We start from the raw sequence: 15,809 nt of genomic DNA, 5'->3' as shown, positions 1-15,809 counted from the left end.
CGCCGGTCAGTTGTTCTCGGGCTTGCGATATTGCTCGTTGGCGACGCCGAATTCGGACATCAATCGGCCGATCGCGACCTGGGCGTGGTAGAGCCCGATCACCCCGGAGCGCGTGCGGAGGCCCAGAGCAAGCCCGCGCGGGACCGACGCGGCCAGCAGGGCCAGCGATTTCGCCAGCACCCGAAGCCTTCCGGCGGTTCCAGGATTTTGCCGCCGTTCGATCGCGGCCGAGATCGCGCCGTTGCGCAGGCCGCGTGCGTTGATCCAGCTGAATTCGCTGCGCCGTTCCGGCATGGTCTCGCGCTGCGCGGCCTCCTGCACCCACCAGAAGCGGAAGCCGGCGGCCTTGGCGCGGGTGAAGAAATCCGTGTCGCCGCCGCCGGTGAAGTCGAAGCTCTCGTCGAGGAAAGGGAAACCGAGCCGGTCGAGCACGCCGCGCCGGATCAGGTAATTGGCGCTGGAATAGAGCATCGGCACCGGCCCGGAGACACTGTAATGCGAACGGAATACCGGATGCGCCGAGAGCCAGGTACGCGACGCATCGGCAAAGGCGGCTGTCACCGAACCGCCGAACAGCTCGGCAGGCGCCGTGCGGGCCGCCGTGACGAAGGCATCGAGCCATCCGGGCTCGGCTTCCTCGTCGTCGTCGATGCCGAGAACCTGTTCCAGCGCGGGAAAGCGCGTCAATGCGCAGCGCCAGGCCGCGTTATAGGCCTTGCAGTTGCCCTGGCGCGGCTCGACGATGACGAAGCCCTTGAACAGTCCAGCGGCAAGCAGCGCGCTGGCGCGGGCGGCTCCGGCCCGCTCGACGCCTTCGTTCTCGACGACGATCACCGCGAAATCATGCCCGCCTTTCTGGCCGGCGAGCGAGCGCAAGGTCGCCTCCAGCATCTCCGGGCGCCGGAAGGTCGGGACGCAGACGACGCTCGTAACCCCGGCCAGCGCCTCCGGCGCCGAGCATGCCACCACCTCGAAGCTTTCGGGCGTGCCGAAAACCGGCCCGGCGGAGCGGTCTCGCTCGCCTCTCGTCATGCTTTCGTTTGTCTGGCTGGCCATGGTCATCGACCTGCAAACTAGGCTGCGGCAACTTAAGGTTCGGTGTCCGCCTCTCTCGAAAGAGCGGCGGATCCCTGCAACTCCCGTTGATCATAGCCGGCGGCATGGCTTGACCTGCCCGGCCAATGGGAGGAGTGGAATGACCTCCTGCCGACGAGCTCTTTCGCCTTGCGCCTTGCTTTCCTGACTTCGCTCATCCCCGTCGCCCGGCCGGATACCGGCTTCGAGATCGCCAATGCGGCGATCCTTTCGGCATTGCGCGAGGCCGGGCACACGGTCACCGCGATCGGCTTCCTCCGTCCCGGCGAGATCCCGGCGGAGCCGGAGCAGGCGATCGTGGTCACTGAGGCCGATATCGAGAACGCGGTGGTTCCGGCCGTGCAGAAGCTGCGCTGGCTCGTCGACGCCGTGCGGCTCGGGCTGCCGGTGGCCTGCGCGAAACTCAGGCTCGCCGGAGCAGGCCGCCTCGTCGAGGCCGTCCGGGCGCAGGGACCCTTCGATGCGCTGGTCCTGAATTCGGTCATGCTGCCCGGTGCCTTTCCCGAGCTGCTGCGGATCGCGCCCTGCATCCTGGTCGAACATAATATCGAGCATGTCTCGGCCCGGCAGAATGCCGAGCATGCCGGAAATCCGCTGTTGCGCCGGCTCTACGGGCGCGAGGCGCAATTGCTCGAGCGGCTGGAGCGGCGGCTCTGGGACGAGGCGCGCTTCATCTGGACGCTGGCCGAGGAGGATCGACGGGCGCTCGGCCCCGCCCATCAGGCGAAGTCCTGTGCCCTGCCGCTGGTGTCCGGGAGCGCGGCCGCAGCCCCGCCGGATGATCTCGGCGAGGCCCCGGCCTTCGATATCGGCCTGATCGGCACCTGGACCTGGGGCCCCAATCTGATCGGGCTCGACTGGTTCCTGCGCGAGGTCTGTCCGCTGCTCCCGGAGGGAATCCGCGTTGCGGTTGCCGGGCGCGTCCCGCCCGAGCTGCGCGCGCCGCCGAATGTGACGCTTGTCGGCCGGGTGCCCTCGGCCGAAGGCTTCCTGCGCTCCTGCCGGCTCGTCGCGCTATCGAGCCGGGCCGGAACCGGCGTGCAGCTCAAGACGATCGAGGCGATGCAGCTCGGCCTGCCGGCCGTCGCCACGACCCTGTCCTGCCGCGGTTTCACGGAAATGCCTGCCAATTTCACCCTCGCCGATACGGCCGAGGATTTCGCCCGGGCGCTGACGGAGCGCGTCGCGGCGATCCGCTCAGGGGATCGGCAACGCATCGACGGCGCGGCCTTCATGGCGAGCCAGCGCAAGGCGCTGGCGGATGGCCTCGCACGCGGGCTTGCCGCCGCCAGGGGCTAAGAGCGGCTATTCCGCCGCGGCCTTGCCGGCGCGGCGGCCGATCAGGCCGAAGATCGGGCCGGCCGAGACCATCACCAGGAAGACGCGGATGATGTGGTGGGCCGCCACGAAGGCGACCTCGGTATGGAGCGCCAGCGCGATCAGGCTCATCTCGGCGAGGCCGCCGGGCGAATAGGCCAGGATCAGCGGGATATGGCCGTGCACGGAGACCAGCGCGACGAGCCAGGCGAAGCCCAGTGTCAGGGCCAGCAGGATCGCGGTCGAGCCGACCGAGAGCAGGAGCACGCGCAGGATGATGCGCGGCGGCGTGCCGACGAAGCGGCAGCCGATCGTCACGCCGAGCACGAGCTGCGCTGCATTGACGATTTCCGACGGCGGCATCGCGGCGCTCAGGCCGGCGACATGCACGATCGCGCTGACCAGCATCGGGCCGAGCAGATATTTCGCCGGCATCCTGAGCCAGTGCCCGACGATCACGCCGACGATGCCGCAGCCGATCAGCCAGAGCTCGGAGCTGATGGGCGTCTGTGCCAGCGACGGGCCGGCGACGCGCCCACCGCTCAGCGTGACCCCGCCGATCCACTGCACGATGAAGGGCAGCGTCATCACCACCAGCAGGATACGAGCCGAGTGGATCAAGGCGATGATGCGGGCATCGCCACCTTTCTCCTCGCCGACGGTGACCATCTCGATCAGCCCGCCCGGCATGCCCGAGAAGAAGGCCGTGACGGGATCGAACCCGGCGACGCGGCGGAAATAGCTGACGCAGCACAGCCCGCAGGCGACCATGAACAGCACGAGCCCGGCCAGCGTCGGCAGCCAGTTCGGCAGTTGCGCGATCACCTCGGGCTTGAACGAGGCGCCGAGCATCACGCCGATCACCGCCGTCATCGGCGGACGGATTACGGACGGCGCAGCCACAGGCAGGCTGATCAGGGCCGCGAAGGTGCAGAACACCATCGAGCCCAGCATCCAGGGCAGGGGTAATTTGGCCTGCACGAAGAGCCAGCCGCCGAGCCCGCCGAGCGCGAGCGCCAGCGCAAAGCGGCGATAGGGGAAGCGGCTGGGAGCCAGAGCCTTGATCCCGCCCAGGAAATCGTCGAGCAGGGCCTTCATCGGCCTGGTCCGCCGTGCCGGCTCAACCGGTCGGTTGCCATGGCCCGAAAGCGGGAAGAGGGGCGGTCTCGAAGCGTCAAGCGGCAGGTCCCTTTCGGGTTCCTCCTAGAGACTGTTCGCGCCGTTGCACAGCCCGCGCCGGGTATGTCGCCCCTGCGCGTCGCGCGGCCGGGACAACGCGGCCATGTCGCATTGTCATTGGCCGAATTGCCGCGTTTCCTCAATGATTTGCGGCAGGGATGAAATGCTGGGCCGGTCATCGGCCGCCGACCACTGGTTGAGGGTGATGAGCGAGGAGCGGCAGTCCGGCCGGCAGGGTCGGCCGGGGTTCGAGGGCAATGCCCCCTGGCACGAGCCAGCCGCTTCTGCGCCTCCCGAGCCGGGTGTTTCTCGTCTTGGCCCGATCGTCGAGCCTGAACCGCCCGTTGGTGCGAAAGCAGGCGGGGTGGGCTGGTTCGAAAGCCGCAGGCAGCGTCTGCGCTATTGGTGGCGCGGCGCGAGCCCCAATCTGCGCGGCTCGGTCCTCATGTTCGCGGCGATGCTGGTTTATGCGGTAATGGTCGCCGGCATCAAGCATGTCGGACAGGGCATTCCGCTCGTGCAGATTCTGCTGATCCGGCAGGTGATCATGACCGCGATCCTGCTGCTCTTCGCGGCCGGCAGCCTGCGGCGGGCCTTGCATACCGACAGGCTCGGCCTGCAGATCTTCCGCAGCGTGGTCACGTTGCTTTCGATGCTCTGCGGCTTCACCGCGGTGATCAAGATCCCGCTTGCCCAGGCGACCGCGATCGGCTTCAGCCAGGTGCTGTTCGTCACCATCGCGGCGGTGCTCTTCCTCAAGGAGGTGGTCGACGGTCGGCGCTGGGCTGCGACCGTGATCGGCTTCATCGGCGTGCTGATCATGCTGCGCCCGAGCTCGGAGGGGCTGGATATCTATGCCCTGCTCGCGGTCGCCGGCGCGATATGCGGCGCCGCCATCACGGTCAGCGTGCGCAAGCTCGCCGCGAGCGAGCGCACCGATACGATCCTGCTCTATCAGGGCATCGTGCTGATCGTGCTCCTGTCCGTGCCGACCCTGCTCTGGTGGCAGCCGCCGACGCCCAATCAATGGTTCTGGCTGATCACGCTCAGCCTGTTCGGTACCGCCGGGCAATGGCTGATCACCCGCGCCTATCAGGTCGGCGAGGCGGCGGCGCTGGCGCCGCTCGATTTCAGCCGCCTGCTGCTGGCGAGCTTTACCGGCTTCGTCTTCTTCGCCGAGATTCCCGAGCTCACCACCTGGCTCGGCGCGGCCGTCGTCATCGGCGCGACGCTCTACACGATCCGCAAGAACGCCCGCAGGGTCGCGCCGCCGCCAGCCCCGGTCTGAGCGGCCGGGATTGCGCCGTCCCCGTCCCGGGCGCTATGAATCGGCGCACGCCTCTCCCGCGTGCGGCCGCCCGGCTTCGCCCCGCGCGGCACGACATCCAGAGGCCGGATCATGCGCATCGAAAACGACCCGAAGCTCGACTTCCGCGACGTGCTGATTCGTCCGAAGCGCTCGACGCTGGGCAGCCGCGCCGAGGTCGATGTCGAGCGCAGCTTCCACTTTGCCCATACCGGCAAGGAGTGGAAGGGCTTCCCGCTGATCGCCGCCAACATGGACGTGGTCGGCACCATGGCGATGGCCAGGGCGCTCTTGAAGCACGGCGCCATGGTCGCCCTGCACAAGCACTACAGCGCCGCGCAACTGATCGCCTTCTTCCGCGAGCCCGGCTCCGCCAATGCCTTCTATTCGCTGGGCACGACCGATTCCGACCATGACAAGCTGAAGGCCGTCCACGCCCAGTCGCCGATCACCAAGATCTGTCTCGACGTCGCCAACGGCTATACCGAGAAATTCGTCGACACGGTCAAGGCGACGCGCGCCGCCTTCCCGGACGCGGCGATCATGGCCGGCAATGTCGTCACCGGCGACATGACCGAGGCGCTGATCCTCGCCGGCGCCGATATCGTCAAGGTCGGCATCGGGCCGGGCTCGGTCTGCACCACCCGTAAGATGACCGGCGTCGGCTATCCGCAGCTCTCCGCCATCATCGAATGCTCGGATGCGGCCCATGGCCTGAAGGGCCTCGTCTGCGGCGATGGCGGTCTGACCGTGCCGGGCGATGTCGCCAAGGCCTATGGCGGCGGCTCCGATTTCGTGATGATGGGCGGCATGCTCGCCGGCCATGACGAGTGCGAGGGCGAGATCCGCTACGAGGAGCGCGACGGCGAGAAGGTGCCGGTGGCGATGATCTTCTACGGGATGTCCTCGGATACGGCGATGAACAAGTATTCCGGCGGCGTCGCCAAATACCGGGCCTCGGAGGGCAAGACCGTGGAGGTGCCGTATCGCGGCCCGGTCGAGGGCACGATGCAGGAATTGATGGGCGGCGTGCGCTCGGCCATGACCTATATCGGCGCGGTCCGTCTGAAGGAGATGTCGAAGCGCACCACTTTCATCATGGTCGGCAGCCAGCTCAACACCATCTTCGGTAACTGACGCGGATTGGCATTTCCGCCGCTACCGCTTTCCTTGCGCCTGTTGCATAGTCGCCCTGCAACATAGAGAGCCGCCCGACGGCTTCGGGGAGACGGATATGACGATCAGGATCTTGAGTGCGGCGGTCATGCTCGCCGCGGGAGCTTCGGTGGCGCAGGCGCAGCAGCTCGCGCCGAGCCCGACGCTGGACGCCATCAAGGCGCGCGGCAATCTCGAATGCGGCGTGCATCTCGGTCTGCCCGGCTTCTCCTTCGCCAATGACAAGGGCGAATGGAGCGGGCTCGACGTCGATTACTGCAAGGCGCTCGCCGCCGCCGTGCTCGGCGATGCCAACAAGGTCAAGTACACGCCGACCTCGGTGCAGCAGCGCTGGCCGATCCTGCAATCGGGCCAGGTCGACGTGCTCTCGCGCAACTCGACCATCACCTTCTCGCGCAACGCGACGCTCGGCCTCAATTTCCAGGGCATCAATTTCTACGAGGGCCAGACCTTCATCGTCCGCAAGTCGGCCAATGCCAAGACGGCGGCCGATCTCGACGGCGCCTCGGTCTGCGTCGCCGCCGGCTCGACCGAGGAGAAGAACGCCGCCGACTGGTTCCGCGAGCGCAACCTCAAGACCACCATCACCAATTTCCAGAAGAACGACGACGCCATCGCCGCTTATGACGCCGGCCGCTGCGACGCCTATACCGCCGGCGTCGGCGCGCTTGCCGGCCAGCGCGCCAAGCTCAAGACCCCCGAGGATCACGTCATCCTGACCCAGCCGATCTCGAACGATCCGCAGGGCCCGGTGACGCGCTGGGGCGACGAGCGCTGGCAGCTCGTCGTGCGCTGGGTGCTGAACGGCATGATCGCCGCCGAGGCGCTCGGCGTCACCTCCAAGAACGTCGACGACATGAAGGCGAACTCCAAGAACTCGGAAGTGCGTCGCCTGCTCGGTGCCGAGGGTGGCTTCGGCGCGATGATGGGGCTCTCGAACGACTGGATGTACAACGCCATCAAGCAGGTCGGGAACTACGGCGAGAGCTTCGAGCGCACCGTCGGCATGGGTTCGAACCTGAAGATGGAGCGCGGCCAGAACCAGCTCTGGATCAAGGGCGGCCTGCTCTTCACTCCGCCCTTCCAGTGAGAGCGGACGCCTAGCGACCCCGCCAGCGCGTCATCCCGGACAAGCCGCGTGAGCGGCGCCGATCCGGGATCCATGCCTGAACCGTTCCGGCATGGATCCCGGGTCTCCACTTCGTTCCATCCGGGATGACCGCGCGTTTCCGACGCAAGTTGCGAAGGCCTCGCGGCATGAATGTCCTGTCCCTCCTCAACGACAAGCGCGTCCGCGACTGGTTCTACCAGATCGCCCTGATCCTGCTGCTCGTCGGCCTCACCGTGTTCTTCGTGCGCAACGCCTCGGAGAACATGGTCAAGGCCGGCATCGCCTCGGGCTTCGACTTCCTCTGGCGGACCTCGGGCATCGAGGTGCCCTTCGTCCTGACCGGCTATACCCAGTCGGACGATATCTTCGCCCTGTTCTGGGTCGGCGTCGCCAACACCATGCTGGTCACGGTGATCGCCATCGTGCTGGCGACGCTGCTTGGCTTCGCGCTCGGCATTGCCAGGCTGTCCTCGCACTGGCTGCTCTCGACCATTGCCGGCGCCTATATCGAGTTCGTCCGCAACATCCCGCTGCTGTTCTTCGTGCTGTTCTGGTATTTCGGCGTCATCGCCGCCCTGCCGCAGCCGCGCCAGAGCATCGGCCTGTTCGGCGTCGCCTTCCTCAACAATCGCGGGCTCACCATCCCGCTGCCGGATGCGCCCAGCAATTTCCGCTGGGCGGCGCTGGCGGTGCTCGCCTCCTGGCTCTGCTACTGGCTGGCCAGCGTCTGGGCGCGCAAGCGCAAGGAGCGCACCGGGCAGGATGCGCCGTTGCTCGCCATCGGCATCGGCCTGATCGTGGTCGTCCCGGCGCTGGCCATCGCCTGGGCCAGTCTCGCCACGCGCTGGGACATTCCGGTGCTGCGCGGCTTCAACTATCGCGGCGGCTTCGTCGTCATCCCTGAATTCGTCGCGCTGCTTGCGGCGCTCGTCACCTATACCGCCGGCTTCATCGCCGAGATCGTGCGCGGCGGCATCGAATCCGTGGCGAAGGGGCAAAGCGAGGCCGCCTCGGCGCTCGGCCTGCGTCCCGGCCGCATCCTCAGCCTCGTGGTCATTCCGCAGGCGTTGAGGGTGATGACCCCGCCGCTGACCAACCAGTATCTCAACGTGCTCAAGAATTCGTCCTTTGGCGCCGCGATCGCCTATCCCGACGTGGTCAGCCTGTTCATGGGCTCGGCGCTCAACAATACCGGCCAGGCGATCGAGATCATCGCCATGACGCTGGCGGTCTACCTCGTCATCGGGCTCACCGTTTCGGCCCTGATGAACTGGTACAACGCCCGCATCGCCCTGGTGACGCGATGACCCGCGCCCCCTCCCTCTCGATCTGGCGCGAGCGCCTGTTCGGCACGCCCTTCACCGGCTTCACCAGCGTGGTGCTGATCGTCCTTATGGCCTGGATCGCCATCCCGCTGATCCGCTGGGCCGTGATCGACGCGACCTGGATTGGCTCGACGCGGGCCGACTGCGCGCCCGGTGGCGCCTGCTGGGTCTTCATCCGCGCCCGTTTCGGCCAGTTCATGTACGGGCTTTATCCCGTCGACCAGCGCTGGCGCGTCGATATCGCTGGCATTCTCGTCCTGGCGAGCGTGCTGGCGGTCGTCTTCGCGCCACAGCGCCTCCGCCTGAAGCTCGCGCTGGCGCTGCTGGTCATCCTGCCGCCGCTCGGCATCTGGCTGCTCTCCGGAAGCTTCGGCCTGCGCCATGTCGAGACGCGCGAATGGGGTGGGCTGACGCTGACCCTGTTCATCTCGGTCTATTCGAGCCTGATCGCGATCCCGCTCGGCATTATCTTCGCGCTCGGCCGGCAATCGGAACTCAGGATCATCCGCCTGATCAGCGTGATCTTCATCGAGTTCTGGCGCGGCGTGCCGATCATCGCGGTGATCTTCCTCGCCTCGCTCCTGTTGCCGCTGATCCTGCCCGGCGGCATCGGCATCGACCGGCTGGCGCGCGCCGTCATCGGGCTCGGCTTCGTCATCGCCGCCTATATGGCGGAAGCGGTGCGCGGCGGCCTGCAGGCCCTGCCCAAGGGCCAGCGCGAGGCGGCGACGGCGCTCGGCCTCAACTACTGGAAGGCGACGGGGCTGATCGTCCTGCCGCAGGCCCTGCGCATCTCGCTGCCGGCAATGACCAACGAGTTCATCGCGCTGATCAAGAACACGACGCTGGTGCTGGTCGTCTCGATCCTCGACCTGCTCGGCATCGCGCAGGCCTCGCTGGCCGATCCCAACTGGGTCGGCATGAACATGGAGGCCTATGCCTTCTCGGGTGCGATCTACTGGCTGATCTGCTTCGCGCTCTCGCGCTGGAGCCGTTCGCTCGAGAAGAAGCGGAGGTTGTGACGGAGCGGGACACCTCTCAAAAAAACGCTGTCATCCCGGGCGACCAAAGGGAGACCCGGGATCCATTCCGGAGCGCTTCCGGCAAAGGTTCCGGAATGGATCCCGGATCAGCGCCGCTTCGCGGCTTGTCCGGGATGACGGCGGTGAAAGGGGCAACAAAAAAACCGGCCTTTCGGCCGGTTTTCTTTATTCGCTGCTCCGAAGCCGATCAGGCCCGGACCTTGCTCCGGTCGCGCCGGCGATCGGCGGCGGGCTGGTAGGCGATGCGGGCATGGTGGCTGCAATAGGGCAGGCCGGTCTGCGAGCGGGCGCCGCAGAAGCGGAATTCAGGGGTTGTCGGGTCGCCCATCGGCCAGCGGCACATGTACTCGCGCAGGTCCATGATGGTGACGCGCTCCGAGAACGGGATCACCACGTCCTCGGACGGCAGCGGCACGGCTTCCACCTCGATCTCCGCCTCGGGGGCGAAGGCCGGGGCCAGCGCATGGGCGCCGCGCGTCGGGGCAGGCGCCGCCATCGGGTGGCTCGGCGTGCGGGCCGGTGCCTTGCGCGGGGCGCTGTTGCGTGGCGCGGCGGGCTGTGCCGCGCTCTTGGCCCGGCCCGAGAGGCCGAGGCGGTGGACCTTTCCGATCACCGCATTGCGCGTGACATTTCCCAGCTCGGCGGCGATCTGGCTGGCGCTCAGCCCGTCGCTCCAGAGCTTCTTGAGCTGCTCGACGCGCTCGTCCGTCCATGCTCCGGCTTCGTTCATCCGCATCACCTGTCTTGTCCGGCCGGCCCCTCGCGGGTCCTGCCTTTAAGGGCGCTTCGTGACGGAATCCGGGACCGGCGGCGCTGTCGCAAGGACAAGGCCGTTACTGCCGCAACAGACGGTACAGGAGGCGCCGCACGAAATGTCGTATCTGACGAAGCCGACCATACAAGCTGCGGTGACTCGCGAACAAGAGTCGGCGAATCCGATTTGGGCTTTTCCCCAGACGATTCGCCATCGGGCGGTCAAGCGAATCCTTTCGGCAACACTGTCCCTGCGGCATTGAATTGACAGTCGCGGCCGCCTTAAGCATATTTATCCACAAGGTGACGCCGCCCCCGATCGGGCGGCGCTTATGTTTGGCGGATCAAGGTTCCGACGATGCGGATGACGGCGCGACGAGAGATCGGGAGCTGGGTGCGACGATAACGTCGTCACCGGGTCTTATCGTGGCTGCATGCCTGCAGCATCCATCCCGGATCGTCGTTCTCCGTTCAGCGCCAATCCGTTTCTCACCCCGTCCCCTTCGCGAGGATCTTCGTCTCATGGCTCCCGCCCCTGCTTCCGCCAGCCAGTCCGTGCTTGTTCCGACCTATGCCCGTGCCCCCGTCGCTTTCGAGCGCGGCGAAGGTCCCTGGGCGATCACGGCCGATGGCACGCGCTATCTCGATTTCGGCGCCGGCATCGCGGTCAACGCGCTCGGCCACGCCCATCCGCATCTCGTCAAGACGCTGACCGAGCAGGCCGGCAAGATCTGGCACACCTCGAACCTCTATGGCGCGCCGGATGGCGAGCGGCTGGCCCGCCGGCTTTGCGAGGCGACTTTCGCCGAGCGCGTCTTCTTCACCAATTCCGGCGCCGAGGCGAACGAGTGCGCCATCAAGATGGCGCGGAAATACCATGCCGCGAAGGGCCATCCCGAGCGCTACCGCATCATCACCTTCGAAGGCGCCTTCCACGGCCGGACGCTGGCGACCATCGCCGCTGGCGGCCAGCAGAAATACATCGACGGCTTCGGTCCCAAGGTCGACGGCTTCGACCAGGTGCCCTTCGACGACGAGAAGGCGCTGCGCGCCGCGATCACGCCCGAGACGGCCGCGCTGATGATCGAGCCGATCCAGGGCGAGGGCGGCCTGCGCTCCGTGCCGGCCCGCTTCCTCAAGCTGCTGCGCGAGCTCTGCGACGAGCAGGGCCTGATGCTGATCTTCGACGAGATCCAGACCGGCGTCGGCCGCACCGGCAAGTTCTTCGCGCATGAGATGTATGGCGTTGCGCCCGACATCATGTCGATCGCCAAGGGTATCGGCGGCGGCTTCCCGATGGGCGCCTGCCTCGCGACCGAGGAGGCCGCCTCCGGCATGACGCTCGGCACCCATGGCACGACCTTCGGCGGCAATCCGCTCGCGATGGCTGTCGGCAATGCCGTGCTCGACGTGGTGCTGGCGCCCGGCTTCATCGAGAATGTCGGCCAGATCGCTCTTCGCTTGAAGCAGTCGCTGGCAGAGCTCAAGGACAAGCACCCGGACGTCATCGCCGAGATCCGCGGCGAGGGCCTGATGCTCGGCCTCAAGCTGCACACGCTGAACACCGAGTTCGTCAACGAAGCCCGCGCCCATGGCCTGCTCGTCGTCGGCGCTGGCGACAATGTCGTGCGCCTGCTGCCGCCGCTGATCATCACCGAGGCCGATGTCGCGGAAGCCGTGTCGCGTCTCGACAAGACGGCGGGCGCGATCGAAGCCGCGCTGAAGCGGCCGGCCGCCGAATAAGTTCATCCGCAAGCCCCACACCAGCGAAGCGTAAGGAAGCGCCCGTGACGCGCCATTTCCTCGATCTCTCCGATTTCTCCGGCAGCGAGCTGCGTGCGATCCTGCGCACCGGCGAGGAGATCAAGTCGCGACGCCGTACCCCCGCAGCCGTCGGTGACCGCCTGCTTGAAGGCAAGGTCGTCGCGACCATCTTCGAGCAGCCGAGCCTGCGTACCCGCGTCTCCTTCGATGTCGGCATCCGCGAGCTCGGCGGTTCGCCGATGATGGTCGCCGGCCATGAGATCGAACTCGGCGAGCGCGAGACCATCGCGGATACCGCCCGCGTGCTCTCGCGTTATGTCGACGCGATCATGATCCGCATCCTCGACCACGATTCGCTGGTCGAGATGGCGAGATACGCCACCGTCCCGGTGATCAACGGCCTGACCAAGCGCCAGCATCCCTGCCAGGTCATGGCCGACGTCATGACCTTCGAGCAGCGCAAGGGCGCGATCGAGGGCAAGCGCATCGCCTGGACCGGCGACACCAACAACGTGCTGACCTCCTGGGTCCACGCCGCCGGCCGGCTCGATTTCGAGTTGTCCGTCGCGACGCCTGAGGAACTGGCGCCGCCGCCGGCCCTGATCGCCTGGGCCAAGAAGCAGGGCGCCAAGATCAAGCTGACTCATCGTCCCGAGGAAGCGGTCGAGGGCGCCGATTGTGTCATCACCGATTGCTGGGTCTCGATGGGCGACGACGACGAGGGCACCCGCCACAATCTGCTGCGACCCTATCAGGTCGATGACAGGCTGATGCAGCGCGCCGAGAAGGACGCGATCTTCATGCATTGCCTGCCGGCCTCGCGCGGCGAGGAGGTCACGGACGCGATCATGGACGGCCCGCAATCGGCTGTCTTCGACGAGGCCGAGAACCGCCTCCACGCGCAGAAGGGCATCCTGGCCTGGTGCTTCGGCGGAGTGGCGGCTTGATGGCCGTGGACGACACCATGGACACCGTCGGGCTCGACGACCGGGTCATCCCCTTCGCCGTGCCCGATCTCGATGTGCGCGGCCGCATCGTGCGGCTGGGCGCGTCGATCGATACGATCCTCGATCGCCATGGCTATCCCGAGCCCGTCTCGCGCGTGCTCGGCGAGGCGGCGGCGCTCACCGTCCTGCTCGGCACCGCGCTCAAGTTCGAGGGCCGCTTCCAGCTCCAGACCAAGAGCGATGGCGCCATCCCGATGATGGTCGTCGATTTCAATGCGCCCGATAATTTCCGCGCCGTCGCCCATATCGACGAGGCCAAGCTCGTCGAGGCGATCGCACTCGGCAAGGTCTCGACAGGCGAATTACTGGGCGAGGGCCATCTTGCCATGACCGTCGACCAGGGCACGGCCACCACGCGCTACCAGGGCATCGTCGCGCTGAAGGGCCAGAGCCTTGAGGAAGCCGCCCACCAGTATTTCCGCCAGTCCGAGCAGATCCCGACGCGGGTCCGCCTCGGCGTCGGCACGGTCACGACGGGTGGACGCCCGCAATGGCGCGCCGGTGGCATCCTCGTGCAGTTCATGCCGCATTCGCCGGACCGCCTGCGCGCGGCCGACATCCATCCCGGCGACGCGCCCGAGGGCCACGATATCCTCGCGGGCAACGACTCGGACGGCATCGCCGACGATGCCTGGATGGAGGCGCGTTCGCTGGTCGAGACGGTCGAGGACCACGAACTGCTCGACCCGACGCTGGAAAGCGAGCGCCTGCTCTATCGCCTGTTCCACGAGCGCGGCGCCCGCGTCTTCGAGCCGGTCACGGTGTATGAGGCCTGCCGCTGCTCGCGCGAGCGCGTGCTCTCGATGCTGCGCGGCTTCGCGCCCGCTGATCGTCAGGCGATGATCGCCGATGACGGCAAGCTCGGCGTTACCTGCGAATTCTGCTCGCGGCGCTATTCCTTCGACCCGGCCGAGGTCGAAGAGGGGCAGGCGGCTGGGCAGTAGTTCCCGAGCACGACGTTTCCGTCATGGTCGGGCTTGTCCCGACCATCCACGTCTCAGCTGGTCGAAGTCCGTGTTCAAGACGTGGATGCTCGCCACAGGGGCGAGCATGACGAGCGCGAGATTTCGGCTCGGCGGGTAACTACCCGGCCTGACACTCCGCCATCAGCTTGCGCATGAAGGTCTCGCCGGCCGCGAGTTGCTCCAGCGTGATGTATTCGTCCGGCTGATGCGCCTGGTCGATCGAGCCGGGGCCACAGACCACGGTCGGAAGTCCGGCCTGCTGGAAATGCCCGGCTTCGGTCGCATAGGCGACGGCGATGGTGTGGTTGCGGCCGGAGAGCCGCATGGCGAGCCGCTCGGCCTCCGAGCCCGGATCGGGCGCCAGCCCCGGCACATCCGAGGTCATCTGCGTCTCGATCGCCGCGCTCGGCGCGGTCGAGCGCATCCGCGCCAGCACCTTGTCGGCGGTCTTCGCGAAGCGCGCCGGACCGGCTTCGGGATCGGAGCTCGGGACCGTCCTGATCTCCCAGAGGATCTCGCTGCGATCGGCCAGGATGTTGCGGGCGATGCCGCCATGGAACGTGCCGATATGGACGGTGTCATAGGGCGGGTCGAAGCGGCCGCTTGTGTCCGGCCGCTGTTTGGCGTCTTCCGCCATATGGTCGAGTTCGGCCGCGAGCAGCGCGCCGGCATGGACGGCGCTGGCGCCGAGCTGCGGCTTGGAGGAATGCGCTGCAAACCCCTTCACCACGGTCTGGAAGGTCCGCACGCCCTTATGGGCATCGCAGATGTCGAGCATGGTCGGCTCGCCGACGACGACGGCGCGCGGCCGCGGCAGGGTCTTGCCCATGGCATTGATGCCATCGACCACGCCGAGGCAGGTCACCTCCTCGTCATAGGACAGGAAGAGGTGGATCGGCGTCTTGAGATTGGCCGCCAGGAAATCCGGCACGAGTGCCAGCCCGAGCGCCAGAAATGCCTTCATGTCGACGGCGCCGCGGCCATAGGCCTTGCCGTCCGCGACATGCAGCGTGAACGGGTCGCGGCTCCAGGCCTGGCCGGCGACCGGCACGACATCGGTATGGCCGGAGAGCACGATGCCGCCGCGATCCTGCGGGCCGACGGTCGCGAACAGCGCCGCCTTGTCGCCGGCCGCGTTCGGGAAGCGCACGGAGGAGACGCCCCAGCCGGTGAGGTAGTCCTCGACGAAATCGAGCAGGGCCAGGTTGGACTTGTCGCTCACCGTGTCGAAGGCGACGAGGCGGGCGAGCATCTCGAGCGGCGTATAGCGCTGCCCGGCTGGAGCGGAGGCGGTCAATGCAGAACCTTCTTCACATAGGGGGAATCGAGCGGGAAGAGCGGCACCTCGACATCGAAGACCGTGCCGTTCTCATCCTGCATGGCGTAGAAGCCGTGCATCGAGCCGTCGGGCGTCGTCAGCGGGCAGCCCGAAGTGTAGTTGAAGCTCTCGCCCGGCCGCAGCACCGGCTGCTTGCCGACGACACCCTCGCCGCGGACTTCATGGACCTCGCCGCGCCCGTCGGTGATGAACCAGTGCCGGGTCATCAACTGCACGGTTTGCGTCGAGAGATTCACGATCTCGATCGCATAGGCCCAGAAATAACGGCCCTGCGCATGCGAGGATTCGCCATCCATGAAACTCGGCGACGCCGTCACGCGCACGCCATGCGTCTGGGCCTGATACATCGAAGGCTCCGCTTCGGCCGGTCGCGGCTTTCCCGCCGTGATGTGTTATCGGCCAGCCGGCGCCAGCGTCAATGTGGTGGGG

14 protein-coding genes are annotated in these 15,809 nt (G+C 67.0%); 9 read left to right on the top strand and 5 right to left on the bottom strand.

The window, feature by feature from the left end; all coding sequences use genetic code 11:
- Positions 1-6: 6 nt before the first annotated feature.
- Positions 7-1,056 (bottom strand): glycosyltransferase family 2 protein, encoded by a 1,050-nt coding sequence (locus ACODTJ_RS12505; RefSeq protein ID WP_454654311.1) that lies wholly within the window; start codon positions 1,054-1,056, stop codon positions 7-9.
- 168 nt (positions 1,057-1,224) lie between these two features.
- On the opposite strand from ACODTJ_RS12505, the gene ACODTJ_RS12500 reads away from it, so the two are divergent.
- Positions 1,225-2,394, top strand: coding sequence for a glycosyltransferase (locus ACODTJ_RS12500; RefSeq protein WP_454654310.1), 1,170 nt, complete (start codon positions 1,225-1,227; stop codon positions 2,392-2,394).
- Positions 2,395-2,400: 6 nt separating this feature from the next.
- Here ACODTJ_RS12500 and ACODTJ_RS12495 read toward each other — a convergent pair whose 3' ends face one another.
- Positions 2,401-3,510 carry an AbrB family transcriptional regulator gene (locus tag ACODTJ_RS12495; RefSeq protein WP_454654309.1) on the bottom strand — a complete coding sequence of 370 codons (1,110 nt, stop codon included), beginning with the start codon at positions 3,508-3,510 and terminating at the stop codon, positions 2,401-2,403.
- A 286-nt stretch (positions 3,511-3,796) separates the two neighbouring features.
- On the opposite strand from ACODTJ_RS12495, the gene ACODTJ_RS12490 reads away from it, so the two are divergent.
- The 5 genes from ACODTJ_RS12490 (at position 3,797) to ACODTJ_RS12470 (ending at position 9,531) form a co-directional block, all read left to right on the top strand.
- Complete coding sequence (locus ACODTJ_RS12490; protein ID WP_488848956.1) at positions 3,797-4,879, top strand: DMT family transporter; 1,083 nt, start codon at positions 3,797-3,799, stop codon at positions 4,877-4,879.
- A gap of 111 nt (positions 4,880-4,990) precedes the next feature.
- On the top strand, positions 4,991-6,034 hold the full coding sequence (locus ACODTJ_RS12485) for a GMP reductase (RefSeq protein WP_454654306.1): 1,044 nt from the start codon (positions 4,991-4,993) through the stop codon (positions 6,032-6,034).
- Positions 6,035-6,131: 97 nt separating this feature from the next.
- Positions 6,132-7,163: an amino acid ABC transporter substrate-binding protein gene (locus tag ACODTJ_RS12480; protein WP_454654305.1), complete on the top strand. Its 1,032-nt coding sequence runs from the start codon at positions 6,132-6,134 to the stop codon at positions 7,161-7,163.
- 167 nt (positions 7,164-7,330) lie between these two features.
- On the top strand, positions 7,331-8,491 hold the full coding sequence (locus ACODTJ_RS12475; protein WP_454654304.1) for an amino acid ABC transporter permease: 1,161 nt from the start codon (positions 7,331-7,333) through the stop codon (positions 8,489-8,491).
- Positions 8,488-9,531: an amino acid ABC transporter permease gene (locus ACODTJ_RS12470; protein WP_454654303.1), complete on the top strand. Its 1,044-nt coding sequence runs from the start codon at positions 8,488-8,490 to the stop codon at positions 9,529-9,531. Before ACODTJ_RS12475 ends, ACODTJ_RS12470 begins: the two co-directional genes overlap by 4 nt.
- 208 nt (positions 9,532-9,739) lie before the next feature.
- On the opposite strand, the gene ACODTJ_RS12465 is transcribed toward ACODTJ_RS12470, so the two are convergent.
- Positions 9,740-10,282: a GcrA family cell cycle regulator gene (locus ACODTJ_RS12465; RefSeq protein ID WP_454654301.1), complete on the bottom strand. Its 543-nt coding sequence runs from the start codon at positions 10,280-10,282 to the stop codon at positions 9,740-9,742.
- Between the two features lie 545 nt (positions 10,283-10,827).
- On the opposite strand from ACODTJ_RS12465, the gene ACODTJ_RS12460 reads away from it, so the two are divergent.
- From ACODTJ_RS12460 to ACODTJ_RS12450, 3 genes are read left to right on the top strand one after another with little or no spacing between them, the layout of a single operon-like run.
- Entirely contained in the window at positions 10,828-12,048 is a 1,221-nt protein-coding gene (locus ACODTJ_RS12460; protein WP_454654300.1) for an aspartate aminotransferase family protein, read from the top strand.
- 44 nt (positions 12,049-12,092) lie between these two features.
- Positions 12,093-13,016, top strand: a complete 924-nt coding sequence (gene argF / locus ACODTJ_RS12455) for an ornithine carbamoyltransferase (protein WP_454654298.1) — start codon at positions 12,093-12,095, stop codon at positions 13,014-13,016.
- Positions 13,016-14,020: an Hsp33 family molecular chaperone gene (locus ACODTJ_RS12450; RefSeq protein WP_454654297.1), complete on the top strand. Its 1,005-nt coding sequence runs from the start codon at positions 13,016-13,018 to the stop codon at positions 14,018-14,020. Before argF ends, ACODTJ_RS12450 begins: the two co-directional genes overlap by 1 nt.
- 139 nt (positions 14,021-14,159) lie before the next feature.
- On the opposite strand, the gene argE is transcribed toward ACODTJ_RS12450, so the two are convergent.
- A complete protein-coding gene (gene argE, locus ACODTJ_RS12445) occupies positions 14,160-15,338 on the bottom strand; it encodes an acetylornithine deacetylase (RefSeq protein WP_454654296.1) in 1,179 nt (392 codons plus the stop codon).
- Complete coding sequence (apaG, locus tag ACODTJ_RS12440; protein ID WP_454654295.1) at positions 15,335-15,727, bottom strand: Co2+/Mg2+ efflux protein ApaG; 393 nt, start codon at positions 15,725-15,727, stop codon at positions 15,335-15,337. Before apaG ends, argE begins: the two co-directional genes overlap by 4 nt.
- Positions 15,728-15,809: the final 82 nt, after the last annotated feature.

This window comes from Allobosea sp. FG18 (assembly GCF_057809495.1).
The sequence above is the reverse complement of the archived record's forward strand: the minus strand, read 5'-3'. Positions and strand labels throughout refer to the sequence as shown.

Coding starts and splice junctions, on each gene's coding strand:
- ACODTJ_RS12505 (WP_454654311.1), bottom strand. CDS start 1,056: ATGGCCAGCCAGACAAACGAAAGCATGACGAGAGGCGAGCGAGACCGC.
- ACODTJ_RS12495 (WP_454654309.1), bottom strand. CDS start 3,510: ATGAAGGCCCTGCTCGACGATTTCCTGGGCGGGATCAAGGCTCTGGCT.
- ACODTJ_RS12490 (WP_488848956.1), top strand. CDS start 3,797: ATGAGCGAGGAGCGGCAGTCCGGCCGGCAGGGTCGGCCGGGGTTCGAG.
- ACODTJ_RS12485 (WP_454654306.1), top strand. CDS start 4,991: ATGCGCATCGAAAACGACCCGAAGCTCGACTTCCGCGACGTGCTGATT.
- ACODTJ_RS12480 (WP_454654305.1), top strand. CDS start 6,132: ATGACGATCAGGATCTTGAGTGCGGCGGTCATGCTCGCCGCGGGAGCT.
- ACODTJ_RS12475 (WP_454654304.1), top strand. CDS start 7,331: ATGAATGTCCTGTCCCTCCTCAACGACAAGCGCGTCCGCGACTGGTTC.
- ACODTJ_RS12470 (WP_454654303.1), top strand. CDS start 8,488: ATGACCCGCGCCCCCTCCCTCTCGATCTGGCGCGAGCGCCTGTTCGGC.
- ACODTJ_RS12465 (WP_454654301.1), bottom strand. CDS start 10,282: ATGAACGAAGCCGGAGCATGGACGGACGAGCGCGTCGAGCAGCTCAAG.
- ACODTJ_RS12460 (WP_454654300.1), top strand. CDS start 10,828: ATGGCTCCCGCCCCTGCTTCCGCCAGCCAGTCCGTGCTTGTTCCGACC.
- ACODTJ_RS12450 (WP_454654297.1), top strand. CDS start 13,016: ATGGCCGTGGACGACACCATGGACACCGTCGGGCTCGACGACCGGGTC.
- apaG (WP_454654295.1), bottom strand. CDS start 15,727: ATGTATCAGGCCCAGACGCATGGCGTGCGCGTGACGGCGTCGCCGAGT.